General features: G+C 42.4%; 11 protein-coding genes. 6 read left to right on the top strand and 5 right to left on the bottom strand.

The window, feature by feature from the left end; translation table 11 throughout:
* Window positions 1-21: 21 nt before the first annotated feature.
* From LWP20_RS08945 to LWP20_RS08935, 3 genes are all read right to left on the bottom strand, one after another.
* Window positions 22-651 (bottom strand): C40 family peptidase, encoded by a 630-nt coding sequence (locus LWP20_RS08945; RefSeq protein ID WP_242927781.1) that lies wholly within the window; start codon window positions 649-651, stop codon window positions 22-24.
* 475 nt (window positions 652-1,126) lie between these two features.
* Window positions 1,127-1,393 carry a hypothetical protein gene (locus LWP20_RS08940; RefSeq protein ID WP_242927780.1) on the bottom strand — a complete coding sequence of 89 codons (267 nt, stop codon included), beginning with the start codon at window positions 1,391-1,393 and terminating at the stop codon, window positions 1,127-1,129.
* Between the two features lie 15 nt (window positions 1,394-1,408).
* Window positions 1,409-2,308, bottom strand: coding sequence for an alpha/beta fold hydrolase (locus tag LWP20_RS08935; RefSeq protein WP_242927779.1), 900 nt, complete (start codon window positions 2,306-2,308; stop codon window positions 1,409-1,411).
* Between the two features lie 154 nt (window positions 2,309-2,462).
* Between LWP20_RS08935 and asnB the strand changes: the two genes are divergently transcribed.
* The 3 genes from asnB to LWP20_RS08920 all read left to right on the top strand — a co-directional run bounded on the left by asnB (window position 2,463) and on the right by LWP20_RS08920 (window position 6,768).
* A complete protein-coding gene (asnB, locus tag LWP20_RS08930; protein WP_242927778.1) occupies window positions 2,463-4,382 on the top strand; it encodes an asparagine synthase (glutamine-hydrolyzing) in 1,920 nt (639 codons plus the stop codon).
* A gap of 63 nt (window positions 4,383-4,445) precedes the next feature.
* The gene (locus LWP20_RS08925) at window positions 4,446-5,792 is read left to right on the top strand and encodes a UDP-glucose dehydrogenase family protein (protein ID WP_242927777.1); all 1,347 of its coding nucleotides are present in this window, start codon (window positions 4,446-4,448) and stop codon (window positions 5,790-5,792) included.
* Window positions 5,793-5,799: 7 nt separating this feature from the next.
* Window positions 5,800-6,768, top strand: a complete 969-nt coding sequence (locus LWP20_RS08920; protein WP_242927776.1) for a UDP-glucuronic acid decarboxylase family protein — start codon at window positions 5,800-5,802, stop codon at window positions 6,766-6,768.
* A 55-nt stretch (window positions 6,769-6,823) separates the two neighbouring features.
* Here the strand turns inward: LWP20_RS08920 and LWP20_RS08915 are convergent, their stop codons facing one another.
* Window positions 6,824-8,065 (bottom strand): polysialyltransferase family glycosyltransferase, encoded by a 1,242-nt coding sequence (locus tag LWP20_RS08915; RefSeq protein ID WP_242927775.1) that lies wholly within the window; start codon window positions 8,063-8,065, stop codon window positions 6,824-6,826.
* 44 nt (window positions 8,066-8,109) lie between these two features.
* On the opposite strand from LWP20_RS08915, the gene LWP20_RS08910 reads away from it, so the two are divergent.
* Genes LWP20_RS08910 through LWP20_RS08900 form a run of 3 tightly spaced genes read left to right on the top strand, consistent with a single transcriptional unit; the run spans window position 8,110 to window position 11,455 of the window.
* Window positions 8,110-9,183, top strand: coding sequence for a glycosyltransferase (locus LWP20_RS08910; RefSeq protein ID WP_367615742.1), 1,074 nt, complete (start codon window positions 8,110-8,112; stop codon window positions 9,181-9,183).
* 2 nt (window positions 9,184-9,185) lie between these two features.
* Window positions 9,186-10,394: a glycosyltransferase family protein gene (locus LWP20_RS18345; RefSeq protein WP_242927774.1), complete on the top strand. Its 1,209-nt coding sequence runs from the start codon at window positions 9,186-9,188 to the stop codon at window positions 10,392-10,394.
* Window positions 10,391-11,455, top strand: a complete 1,065-nt coding sequence (locus LWP20_RS08900; protein WP_242927773.1) for a glycosyltransferase family 4 protein — start codon at window positions 10,391-10,393, stop codon at window positions 11,453-11,455. Before LWP20_RS18345 ends, LWP20_RS08900 begins: the two co-directional genes overlap by 4 nt.
* On the opposite strand, the gene LWP20_RS08895 is transcribed toward LWP20_RS08900, so the two are convergent.
* Window positions 11,448-12,695 carry a tetratricopeptide repeat protein gene (locus LWP20_RS08895; RefSeq protein WP_242927772.1) on the bottom strand — a complete coding sequence of 416 codons (1,248 nt, stop codon included), beginning with the start codon at window positions 12,693-12,695 and terminating at the stop codon, window positions 11,448-11,450. The genes LWP20_RS08900 and LWP20_RS08895 overlap by 8 nt on opposite strands.
* Between the last annotated feature and the right edge of the window lie 8 nt (window positions 12,696-12,703).

Below are 12,703 nucleotides of genomic sequence, written 5' to 3'. Positions count from 1 at the left end.
GAAGTCTTCTACACCAATTTTTTAGAAAACAGGTGGTCTTACAGCTTTAATAAAGATTTTCTGATAATGTTCTGAGAAGAGGTTGTTCTCGATAACGCCAAGCGTAGTAGAGGAATGTATAAACTTTATTTCCTGGTCGCCGATTACTTCAGTAACAAGGCCCACATGGGTTACTTCGCGGCTATTTTTGCTGGCCCCGAAAAATACCAGGTCGCCCTCTTTTATGTGCTTTATTTTTACTTCTTCCCCAAAGCGGCTCTGCTCATCAGATGTGCGGGGCAATTTTACATCTATACTTTGGAAAGAAGTGCATAGCAAACCCGAGCAATCCATGCCAACGCGGGTAGTGCCACCCCATCTGTAAGGGGTGCCGGTAAAGGAGCGGGCCGTTTGAATAACAGTAGAAACATCCTCTTTTACATGGCGCGAAGGTACGCGCGTGCGGCTGGTTCTGTCTTTGGATGCTACTGTATTGGTTCGCTTGCCATTTTTACGGGCCATTTTTCTGGCCATCCGTTTTTCTTCTGCAATCTCACGGGCAGATTTATAAGTTTCGCCACGCTTACTGAATACTGGTTGCGACGACTGGCAGGAAGCCATCAGGATTAAAAAGAAGATGAATAAAACGGAAGAGGTAAAATATGTTTTCAAAGCCTTACTGTTAGTAGCCTATGCTGTTTTACAAAGTATAAGTTCTGGTTAAAGTTAAATATTAGCCGGACTTAATAAAAATGAAATTTGAACTTGCTTCGCCCGCTTCGGTCGTTATTCTGGTTGCTTTTTTTAGTGATGATTTTGTGTAAAATGTTGATATTTAAGTTGTTGACAGATTGTTGTGTTGATAATTATAAGCCTGAAATATAGGAAGATGTTGTAATTAAAATTATTAACGCCGCTTAGCCAAGCCATATTATGCAGCTATGTTATAAAAGCTATACATTGATTCAGGCGGTTATTTAAGAAAAACTGGTACGTAGTTTAAGCAGGCTTATAACCGCTTAATTTCTAATAAGATGGCTTAAAATCAACAAGGCCCAAGTATAAACTTGGGCCTTGTTGACGATTTGAAAAGTATACTTTAAATTTTTAGCAGTATAAAATAGTGTACGTGCCGGATTTATACTTACTAACGTATTTCTTTACCGCTATCATTCGCCATGTCTTTATACTTGTGCTCAGCCAGATCTTCATCCAGCTCGCGGAGCTTATGCCATGATTGCACCACATTATAAGGCGACTCGTTTATGGGAATAGGCTGCTCTGTATTTTGCCGGGTTTCAGATTGATGTGTTTGCTTATGCATGGCATAGAGTTCCTGCTGTACCTGGTTTACTCGTTCCAGATCTTTCTCAGAATTGGGGGATTTAGGATGCAAGGCTTGGTTTTTATCCATAAACACGGCTAAAGGTTATGAGTGTAAGTGTGCAGGTTCTTTTTTCTTCTGCTCCTCTTTGATGAAATTGTGCACAAAGCAGGCCACTTCGTCCGCGTTCTCTTCCTGTAAGAAATGGCCGCTGTCTTCAAAATGGATCACATAACACTCATGGAAAAACTCCTTCCAGGTTTGTAGCGCTTCAATTTTTACATGCTTGTCGCGCTCGCCCCAAAGTATGAGCGTAGGTATATCCTGTATTTTTTTTCGATCCTGCCATAGTTCATCGTACCATTTGCTAACACCCACTAGCTCACGTGCGCAGGCTAAAGTACCAACACGGTCTTCAGGATTTCCCAAGGCCTGCACATACTGTTGCTGAATGGATTTTGGTAATTTGGTTTCTTCGTCAAAAAGTTCGCTAACGGCTGCGCTGTTGGTAGTATTAAGCTTGTTATACAAAAACTTGCCTAAAGGGCCAACCAGGTATTTACTTGCCTTCGATAATTTCTGGTGCCTTGCCAGAGACCAGGTCCAGGTATTCAGCATCACAATGTTTTTCACATTCTGTGGGTGTTTAATGGCATAAGCAAGGCCTATCGGTGCCCCAAAATCATGTACAAGCAATGTAATGTCTTTTAGCTGAAGATGCTCCATCAGTTTCTCAAAGTTATCGGCATGGGCCCTGGGTTTGTAGCTCCAGTCCTCGGGCTTATCCGAAAGCCCGAACCCGATCAGGTCCATGGCAATGCACCGATGGTTTTTCTTCAGTATTTTAATAAGATTACGATACAGGAACGACCAGCTTGGTGTGCCATGTATCATCACAATCGGAGAGCCCTGACCTTCATCAATGTAATGCATTTTTCCAGCCTCCAACTCCAGGAAATTAGATTCAAAGGGATATTCTTTCGTATCCAGCCATTCTGGTTTCATAAAAATATGGGGTGTTACTACTTAGGCTATACTTCTGTAAAGGAGCGAGGTTGTTTATTTATTTAAAAAACGCTGCAAACTATGTAATATACTGCCTCCGGAAGGTTTATTAGAAGTAAGTTGTAAGTAGATAAAACGTAACTTTACTTCAACTATGTGCGGAATAACAGGAGTTTTGGCTTTTACGGAAGCTGGTAAGGCAGTTTTTGGCAAGTTGGAGGCAGCGTCGGCTATGCTTACGCATCGAGGTCCTGATGCCGATGGTATTTTTAAGCATGGTCGTATAGGCCTTGCTAACCGGCGCCTTTCTGTAATAGCACCCGAGGCCAGCGCTAACCAACCCCTGACAACAGCAGATGGCCGCTATACCATAGTATACAATGGCGAGATATTTAACTATAAAATGCTGCGCCACAAACTTCAGGATAAAGGTTATACTTTCGAGACTGACTCGGATACTGAGATTATACTGCAACTGTATGCCAAGTATGGCCAGGATTGCCTGAAAAAGCTACGTGGTTTCTTTGCCTTTGCCATTTACGACACTCTGGAAGACTCACTATTCATTGCCCGCGATCGTTTCGGGGAAAAACCACTGCTATACTTTAAAGATGCTGATACTTTCCTGTTCGGGTCTGAAATGGGAGCTATGTTTGCGCTTGGCGTTCCACGTGAAGTAGACTTTGTTTCGTTATACCAGTACCTGCAACTTACCTATGTGCCAGCGCCGGCTTCCATGGTGAAAAGTGTTAAAAAACTACTGCCAGGCCATTCTTTATTCATCAAAGGCAATAAAGTACAGGAACACGTCTGGTACAGGCTACCATTTGATGCTGAAAAAGCTGAACACGGCCCCCTAAATTATAAGCAGCAGCAAGTAAAGCTTTGTCAGTTGCTGGAGCAGGCAGTTGCTGAACGCTTAACAGCAGATGTGCCAGTTGGTGCTTTTCTAAGTGGCGGAATAGATTCGTCGGTAGTTGTGGCGTTGGCTGCTAAACAAGTGCCTAATCTTAAAACATATTCGCTTGGGTTTGAAGGCGAGCCATACTTTGATGAAACCAGTTATGCCCGTTTGGTAGCCAGAAAGTATAAAACCGATCATACTGAGCTTCGGGTTACAAACGATCAGCTGTATGCTAACCTTTCGGAAATGCTTGATAATATGAGCGAACCGTTTGCTGATGCATCGGCACTGGCAGTTTATACATTGGCTAAGCGCGCCCGGCAGGATGTGAAAGTAGTTTTATCCGGCGACGGTGCCGATGAGCTTTTTGCTGGTTATAACAAGCATCATGCAGAGTATAAATTACTTAGCGGCGGCTTTGACACAGCTATTGTTACGGGTTTACATTTTTTGTGGAACATGCTGCCAAAATCCCGTAACTCTTTTACAGCAAACAAAGTAAGACAACTGCAGCGTTTTGCAGCCGGGGCACAACTATCGCCTAAAAACAGGTATTGGTTGTGGGCAACCTGGCAAACTGAAAGCGCCGCTATCGACTTGCTGGGGCAAAAGCATAAACGCCAGGCCGATAACAGATTGTATGCTGCACGCAAAAGCAGGTTATTAGATTGCATAAACGAAAACCTATATAGCATAAACAGCGTACTATGTGCCGACTGGCATCTGGTACTGGGTAATGATATGCTGCCTAAAACAGACCTGATGGGAATGGCAAACGGGTTAGAGATAAGAAGTCCGTTCTTAGACCATCGTCTTGTAAAGTTTGCTTTTTCGTTGCCGGTGCAGTCTAAGATTGATGCCGGAATCCGTAAAAAGATATTGCAGGATACTTTTAAAACAATTCTGCCTCCCGAACTATACAAAAGACCAAAACAAGGATTTGAAATCCCGCTACTGTCGCTTTTAAAAACACAGGCAAAAGATCTAACAGAGATGTACTTGTCAGAAGACTTTGTGGAAAGTCAGGGGATTTTTGATGTAGGTCAGGTTAATGCACTCCGGAAAGCACTCTATACATCAGCTGCTGGCACTGTGCAGACCCAGGTATGGACGCTGCTGGTTTTTCAGCATTGGTGGCAGAAGTGGATAAAGCCTGAACCGAATGAATAATATTGTAAAGAACACTTAAGTATAAAAGTTATAAATTTGTAAATTCTACTAAATATTTTTACTATGAGAATAGCTGTAGTTGGTACCGGATATGTGGGCCTGGTAACAGGAACCTGTTTTGCCGAAGTTGGTATAGATGTTACCTGTATCGATATAGATACTAAAAAGATTGAAAACCTGAAACAAGGTATTTTGCCTATATATGAGCCGGGTCTGGAAGAAATGGTTACGCGTAATTCACAAAAAGAGCGCCTTTCTTTTTCAAATGACCTTGCCGCCTCGATCCAGGGCTGCGATGTTGCCTTTATCGCCGTAGGTACACCTCCGGGCGAAGATGGATCTGCTGACCTTAAACACGTACTGGCGGTAGCCCGTGGTATTGGCCAGAACATGACCGATTACCTGGTGGTCGTAACCAAAAGTACTGTACCGGTTGGTACAGCCAATAAAGTGCGCCAGGCCATAGAGCAGGAACTGGAAGCACGCGGTGTAAATATTCCGTTTGATGTGGCCTCTAACCCTGAGTTCCTGAAAGAAGGTGCCGCCATCGACGACTTCCTGAAGCCAGACCGTATTGTAGTAGGTGTTTCTTCGGAAAGAGCCGAAGATGTGATGAGCAAGCTCTACAAGCCATTTTTGATGAACGGCCACCCGCTTATCTTTATGGACATCCCATCTGCTGAAATGACCAAGTATGCTGCTAACGCCATGCTGGCAACCAAGATCTCGTTCATGAACGACATTGCCAACCTGTGCGAGATCATGGGTGCAGATGTGAACATGGTTCGCAGAGGTATCGGTTCGGATGTGCGTATCGGTAACAAGTTCATCTACCCAGGCATTGGCTACGGTGGCTCGTGCTTTCCAAAAGACGTGAAAGCCCTGATCAAAACGGCTTCTGAGAACGGCTATGATATGCGTGTGCTTAAGTCAGTGGAAGAAGTGAACGAGAACCAGAAATCGGTACTTTATAACAAGATCTACAACCACTTTAACGGTGACCTGACTGGCAAGACTTTCGCTATCTGGGGCCTGTCATTCAAGCCAAAAACAGACGATATGCGCGAGGCGCCATCGCTGGTAATTATTGATAAACTACTCGAGCAAGGAGCTAAAGTACGAGCTTATGACCCGGTAGCCATGAAAGAGGCACACCACCACCTGGGCGACACGATTGAATATGGCAAAGATGAGTATGAAACCCTGATCGATGCCGATGCGCTGCTGCTGGTTACTGAGTGGCCTGAGTTCCGTTCGCCTAACTTTGCTGTAGTCAGCAAGCTGATGAGAGATAAAGTGGTGTTTGACGGCAGAAATATTTACGATGCAATGGAAATGCGTGAAAAAGGTTTTGCATATTACGGCATTGGTATAAAACAGGATGTTCCGCAATTAGACGCGACAGTTTAAAATTTTTATGACAAAAAAACGTGTACTGGTAACAGGCGGTGCCGGCTTTCTGGGCTCCCACCTCTGCGACAGATTTATTAAAGAAGGTTATCATGTAATTGCCATGGATAACCTTATCACAGGCAGCCTTGATAACATAGAGCACCTGTTTAAGCTGGAGAATTTTGAATTCTATCATCACGATGTTTCAAAGTTTGTGCATGTGCCTGGCCACCTGGATTATATTTTGCATTTTGCCTCGCCGGCCAGCCCGATAGATTACCTGAAAATTCCAATTCAGACACTGAAAGTTGGATCTTTAGGTACGCACAACCTGCTGGGTCTTGCCAAATCAAAAGGTGCACGTATGCTGATCGCATCTACATCTGAAGTATACGGCGACCCATTGGCGCACCCGCAAACAGAAGATTACTGGGGTAACGTAAACCCGGTGGGCCCACGTGGTTGCTACGACGAAGCAAAACGCTTTCAGGAAGCTATAACTATGGCCTACCACATGCACCATAACTTAGAGACTCGCATTGTGCGCATCTTTAATACTTATGGCCCGCGCATGCGCCTCAACGATGGCCGTGTATTGCCTGCTTTCCTGAGCCAGGCCTTGCGTGGTGAGCCGCTTAGCATTTTCGGTGATGGTAGCCAGACCCGCTCTTTCTGTTATGTGGATGATTTAGTAGAAGGTATTTACCGCCTGCTGTTAAGCGACTATTCAATGCCGGTAAACATTGGTAATCCTTCAGAAATAACTATAAAAGAGTTTGCTGAAGAGATTTGCAATTTAACAGGCGTAGAGCTGAAAGTAGAATATCAGCCACTGCCAAAAGATGATCCGCAGCAACGCCAGCCTGATATCACAAAAGCAAAAGAAATATTAGGTTGGGAACCTCAGGTTAACCGCGCCGAAGGTTTAAGAAGAACACTGGAGTATTTTAAAGATAAGATTCAAGTGCCGGCTGAAACGGTAGAGAACGCTTAACAAACAAAACAATACTTGATAAAAAAGCTCAGGCTAAGTAGCCTGAGCTTTTTTATTATGCATCATTCAGTAATATATCGCGTAGGCGCTCGCCACTTTTCCCATCAAATTTATACATCCAATCTTTCGTAAACTTAGCTTTGTTAGTTAGTTGTTGAGCGTGTAATTGCTCAATGTTAGGTAAAAGATTGTGAAGCTCCTCTAAATCATAAACAGGATAGGCAACACCAGCATCTGTAAAGGATTTTGAAACGTCCAGTCTGCCAGCAGGGTGGTTTTCGAGGGTTAAAAGTGTGGTGTAGTTAAATGCTGCAAACGGCATAAGATAAGTAGAGTAAAAGCCTGTAATGACTGGAATTGAGGGCGCCAGCTTCGTAAGTTTATCATCATCAATTAACTCACACAACGAATTTTGTTGGGCTTTTAGCCACAGAGATTCGTCTTGTTTTGGATGGGGCTTTATGTAAAGCTTAAAATGATGGCTTTTACAGATAGTTGTGAATTGCGCTATAAACGTTTCTTTATACTTCTGATCCCACTTTAGTAAGCCATGTTCAGCCAATGGTTGATCTATTAATAGTATAGCTTTTTCAATAGCTTTAGGTTTAATATTAATTAGGTGATCAAAGTATGGAACACCTATATGAATAACTCTCTGATCCGGAGGAAGAGAATTGTGTGCCTGGTGAACCTTGAAAATTTGTGGAGTAAAAGAAATATAGATGTCAGCAAGACGTTTATCAGACTTTATTCTCCTGAAAGTTTCAAGACAATTATAATGCTTCCTTACTTTTACAAATTGTTTTACAAAAGCAGCGTCTGCTGGTGGTAAAACTTTAATTGTATTTAAAAGAAAAAGCCTGTTTTTAATTCTCGCAAGTATAGTTTGAAACACCAATCCGTAATAGCGTAGTTTTTTTGCTGTTGTTTGGTGTAAGGGTGGGCTAATTTTAGGGTCAAATCCAAGTATATAATCTGCTCGCAGTCCGTGCTCTAACAGGTAAGTAGGTATGTTTGCATTTTTACAAGCAAGATTAAGCGCAACATGATTATAAGACTCTATGCAAAGGAAAATTACCTTGTCTGGTCTGGTTATATGAAGTAAATCATTAGCGCTTTTGAAATCTCCCCAAAAAATGGCTTGTCCATAGTTCTGGTAATAATTGCTTTTAACTTCTTTAGGCGATATATATTCTAAAAAATAAAAGTTAAAGTAATGCTGACTGGCTTTAAATAAATCTATATAATCTTTCCGGTTGAATTCGCCAACAATGAGTAAATTTGGTTTAGTTACCATGTAATAAAGGTTGCAAATGCTAATTTACCCACAGTTAAGATAACTTGAAAGCCACTGTACTACATATTATAGAATCGTTGGCAGTAGGTGGCGCGGAAGTTTTACTTACAGAATCGCTTAAAGATATTACCAACGAGTATAGGCATGTACTTGTATATATGCGGCAACCGGCTACGCTTCTGTCAGCGGTTAAAGTTGATAAAGTATATTGCCTTAACTATAAAGGTAAGCGTAGCTTTTTAGAGAGTATATTTCAGTTACGTAAAATTATCCAAAGAGAGAATATAAGTTTAATCCACTCCCATCATTACTGGCCAACTATAGTTGCGCGGCTGGCAAAACCAACTTCTGTACCGCTTATATTTTCAGTGCATAATCCTTTAAGTAAAGATGCATTTAACTTAAATCGACTGAGTTTTTACTTGGAAAAGTATACTTACCAAAGCAAGCAGCATGCAGTTTTTGTGTCTGAGGCAGTTAAAAAGGACTATAGCGCAAGTATAGGTTTAAAAGGAAAAGCAACGGTGCTTTATAATTTTGTAGCTGAAAAATTTTATGATGAACGTTATCTAAAACCAACAAAAGAGCGGCAAACCAAACTGCACATGATAGCAGTGGGTACTTTGAAACATCAGAAGAATTATCAATACCTGTTAAAAGTAATGGCATTACTAAAGCAAAGGGAAATATACTTAGATGTTATTGGCGAAGGGCCTTTAATGCAAGAGCTAAAAGCTATTGTAGAAGAAAACGCTCTGAGAAATGTTAGATTGCTTGGAGCTTGCAACAACGTGCATGAAATTCTGAAAAATTATGATGCCTTCATACTTGCTTCTACTTACGAAGGAATGAGCTTGGCTGTAATTGAGGCTATGGCGGTAGGTTTGCCTTGTATTCTTTCTGATATAGAGCCTAACAGAGAGGTTACTGCTGGCCATGCAATTTTCTTTGATCTGAATAATGCTGAAGACTGTGTTGCCCGAATAACAGAACTGGCTGAGGATGCTGAGCTAAGAAATAAATTATCTTTAGCTGGTAAGGCAAGAGCTGAAATGTTTCAGAAGCAAAAGTATTTGAGTCAATTAGAAGGTTTGTATAAACAATATCTGCCCTGGTAACTGTGAACATAGCATTCTTTTGTCGCTGGAAATTAGAAGATGGGCTTACTGTTTCCACAGTAATACCGCATCTTTTGGCTTTGGTGGAGTTTCAGCATATAAGTAAGATTATACTTATTACACTTGAAGATAATGCTAAGGATTGTGGTGATGCTGCAGCGAATTGCTTGATTAATGATCCGAAAATACATTGGTTGCCATTTTTAACTTCTAAGTATAAAAGCAGGATACTGAGCCAGGTAGTGGATCACCAAAATGGATATAAACAACTAAAGCAGCTTGTTAATGAAAATGATATTCGGTTGGTTATCGCACATGGTTCTCCGGCTGGATCCATTGCTTACCAGGTATGGCGGCAAACTGAAACTCCTTTCTTCGTAAGTTTATTTGAACCACATGCAGACTATATGTATGAGTCGGGAGTGTGGAACAAGTATGGCCTGAAGTATAGATTTCAAAAAAAGTGGGAACATGAGCAACAGAAACATGCAGCCGGGCTGATGCCTGTATCAGAATGCTTTAAAACTAAGTTACTGGAGCAAGGTATGGCTACTGAAAAAGTGTTCGTAGCGCCTTGCTCTGTTAATGCAGCTGCTTTTGAGTTTAATGAGAAGCAGAGAGAAAGTATTCGCAGGCAGTTGCAATGGGAAAAAGCAGTTATAGGTATTTATGTTGGCAAGTTTGGCGGGCTATACTATAACGAAGAAGCTTCCCAGATCTATCAGCTTTGCTTTAAACTGATTTCTGGGTTCAGATTGGTTATACTTTCTCCGCAACCGGAAGAGGAGATTACAACGCAGCTAAAGCAGTATAACCTTGACCTTGGCCGGATTTATATTGCGTCCGTGCCGCACAATGAAGTTCCTGCTTATCTTTCATTGGCCGATTTTGCCTTTGCTACTTACAAGCCCGGACCTTCTAAAAAATACCTGTCCCCCGTGAAAGTAGGTGAATACTGGGCAAATGGCTTGCCAGTGCTGCTTACAGAAGGAGTTGGCGACGATAGTGATATCATTAATTCAGAAGGTGGTGGAGCTACTTTTAATTTGCAACAGGAGGGGAGCCTGGAGCAGGCGATGGATAAAATAAAGCAGATACTAAACGATCCAAACCATAGGAAGGAAATACCGAAGTTAGCTCAGAAATACCGCTCTCCGGATCGGATACGGGAGGCGTATGAGTACTTTTTTAACAGAAACGGGCAAGTATGAAAATACTGTTTGTAGTGCCGTATCCTGTTAATGAGGCAGCATCGCAGCGCTTTCGGTATGAACAATACCTGTCTCTGTTACAAGCGCAAAGTATAAAGTATAAACTTGCACCTTTCTGGAATAACAAAACCTGGGCTATACTTTACAAACCCGGAAAAACCTGGCAGAAGGTCTTGGGCCTGACAATTGGCTATCTGAAACGTGTTATGTTGCTGCCCCGGGTACTAACTTACGACTTTGTTTTCATCCATCGGGAGGCAACGCCACTTGGGCCTCCCTGGTTTGAGTGGTTGGTTTCCAGGGTTTTTAGGAAGCGCATTATATTCGATTTTGATGATGCTATCTGGATGCCGAATATTTCTCCTGATAATAGCTTAGTCGCTAAGTATAAATGGCATAACAAAACTGCTGACATCTGCCGGTGGAGTTACAAGGTAAGTTGCGGCAATAGCTTCCTGCAAAACTATGCATTAAAGTATAACTCCAACACCATACTTCTGCCTACTACTATAGATACACGAAACCTGCATAATAAAACCAGGAACCAGCATACAGAGAAACTGGTAATCGGCTGGACAGGCTCGCATTCTACGCTGCCGTACTTAAAACTTCTGGAGCCTGTATTAAGAAAGTTGGAAGAGAAGTATGATTTCGACTTCCTGGTTATAGCAGATACCGTACCTGAACTAAAACTTGGAAGCTTTAAGTATAAAGTATGGCAGAAAGAAACCGAAATAGAAGATTTGCTGAGTTTTAATATTGGAGTAATGCCGCTGCCCGATACAGATTGGGCGAAAGGAAAGTGCGCCTTTAAAGCGCTTCAATACATGGCACTAGGTATACCGGCTGTTGTTTCGGAAGTCGGAGCAAACACTACCGCTGTTCCGCATGGAACAACCGGTTTTGTTTGCTCAAGCCAACAGGACTGGTATACTTACTTAGAACAACTGCTGCTAAACCCTGAACTCAGAACCCAAATAGGTAAAGCAGGGCAGCTTTGGGTAGAGGAGAATTATTCCACAAAAGCTCATCAGAAAACTTTCCTTAAGCTTTTTACTTAACTTTTCGGTTTGCTTTCAGGAAAGTACGTGCTTCTTTAAATGCAGCTGATTTCTTCTCCGTGTTGTTGATAACAATGGTGTAGTAACGCTTGGCAAGAGGCTTATTATTTTCCTGGTTAGCAATACGGGCAAGGTTAAGGTATGAGTTTACAAAATAGCCGGATTCCCGCTCATTCGACATTTCTGCATACATGATCGAGTTCTGGTAATACATTTTTGCCTTTGCAAAATCACGGTATTTATTCTGGTTTACATAAGCCAGTATGTAAGATGCATATCGTCCGCTGATAGCTTCGTAGCCCGGCATTTTCTGCTCCAGTTTATGAAGTATCTCCAGAGAAAGACGCTCTGCCTGCGTAAAATGGCCCATCACAAACAATAGGCGCACATAAAACCGTTGGAAATAAGCATTGTCTGGGTATTTGGTTGCCAGCTCACGCGATATTTTCAGCGACTCTTCCAGGTTATTTTCTTCATTAGAATAAATCTTCATCAAGAAGTACTTGGCCTCGGTACCCGTATAAAACCCGCTGTTAGCTACATAGCGCAATTGTTTTAGACCAAGTCGTTTTTCACCATCCGGAAAGAAAACCAGCACAGGCCGCAGCATAGGGTAATTCTCGTGTATCCAGACAGAATAATAGTTGAATAGCGCCTCGCCAAACAGGAACTCGGGGCTCAGGCCGTTACCAGCTTTTGCCTTCTCCATAAATTCCAGCGAGCGTTTACTGGCAACAGTAGCTTTGCGCCAGTTGCTTCGCTCAGAGTGCAGGCGGGCTGTAAAACCATAGGCAGCTGCCAGAAAAAAAGAGGCTTCGAAGTTCTTTTCGTTCTTATCATACATGGTTTCTGCTTTGGTAATGGCAGTATCCATGTAAGCAAAAAACTGGTTGTCGTATTTTGTAGTCTGGATGTTGGTAGGCACAATTTTCCACCACTGGCTCAGGCCCAGCAAAAAGTATGGCAGCGGGTGCTCCGGGTAGCGGCGGCGCAACGACCGGAACTGTTTTTCGGCACGCTCATATTTGAAATTGTACATATTATCCACGGCGCCTTCCAGTTCGTACTGGATATCACGGTCGAGGAGCAACATGCCTTTTACAGTACCCGCACTCGGAATCACCTCGATAGACTCGAACGTGACATGACGCATAGTGGTGTCGGAAGGGGTGCCATTCTGTTGTGCCGATGCTAAAAATGGCACAAGTATAATAAAGGCAACTAATAAAAGCTTCTTCATGAAAAATA

The sequence above is a fragment of the Pontibacter vulgaris genome (assembly GCF_022758145.1).
In the GTDB taxonomy this organism is placed as follows: Bacteria; Bacteroidota; Bacteroidia; order Cytophagales; family Hymenobacteraceae; genus Pontibacter; species Pontibacter vulgaris.
The sequence above is the reverse complement of the archived record's forward strand: the minus strand, read 5'-3'. Positions and strand labels throughout refer to the sequence as shown.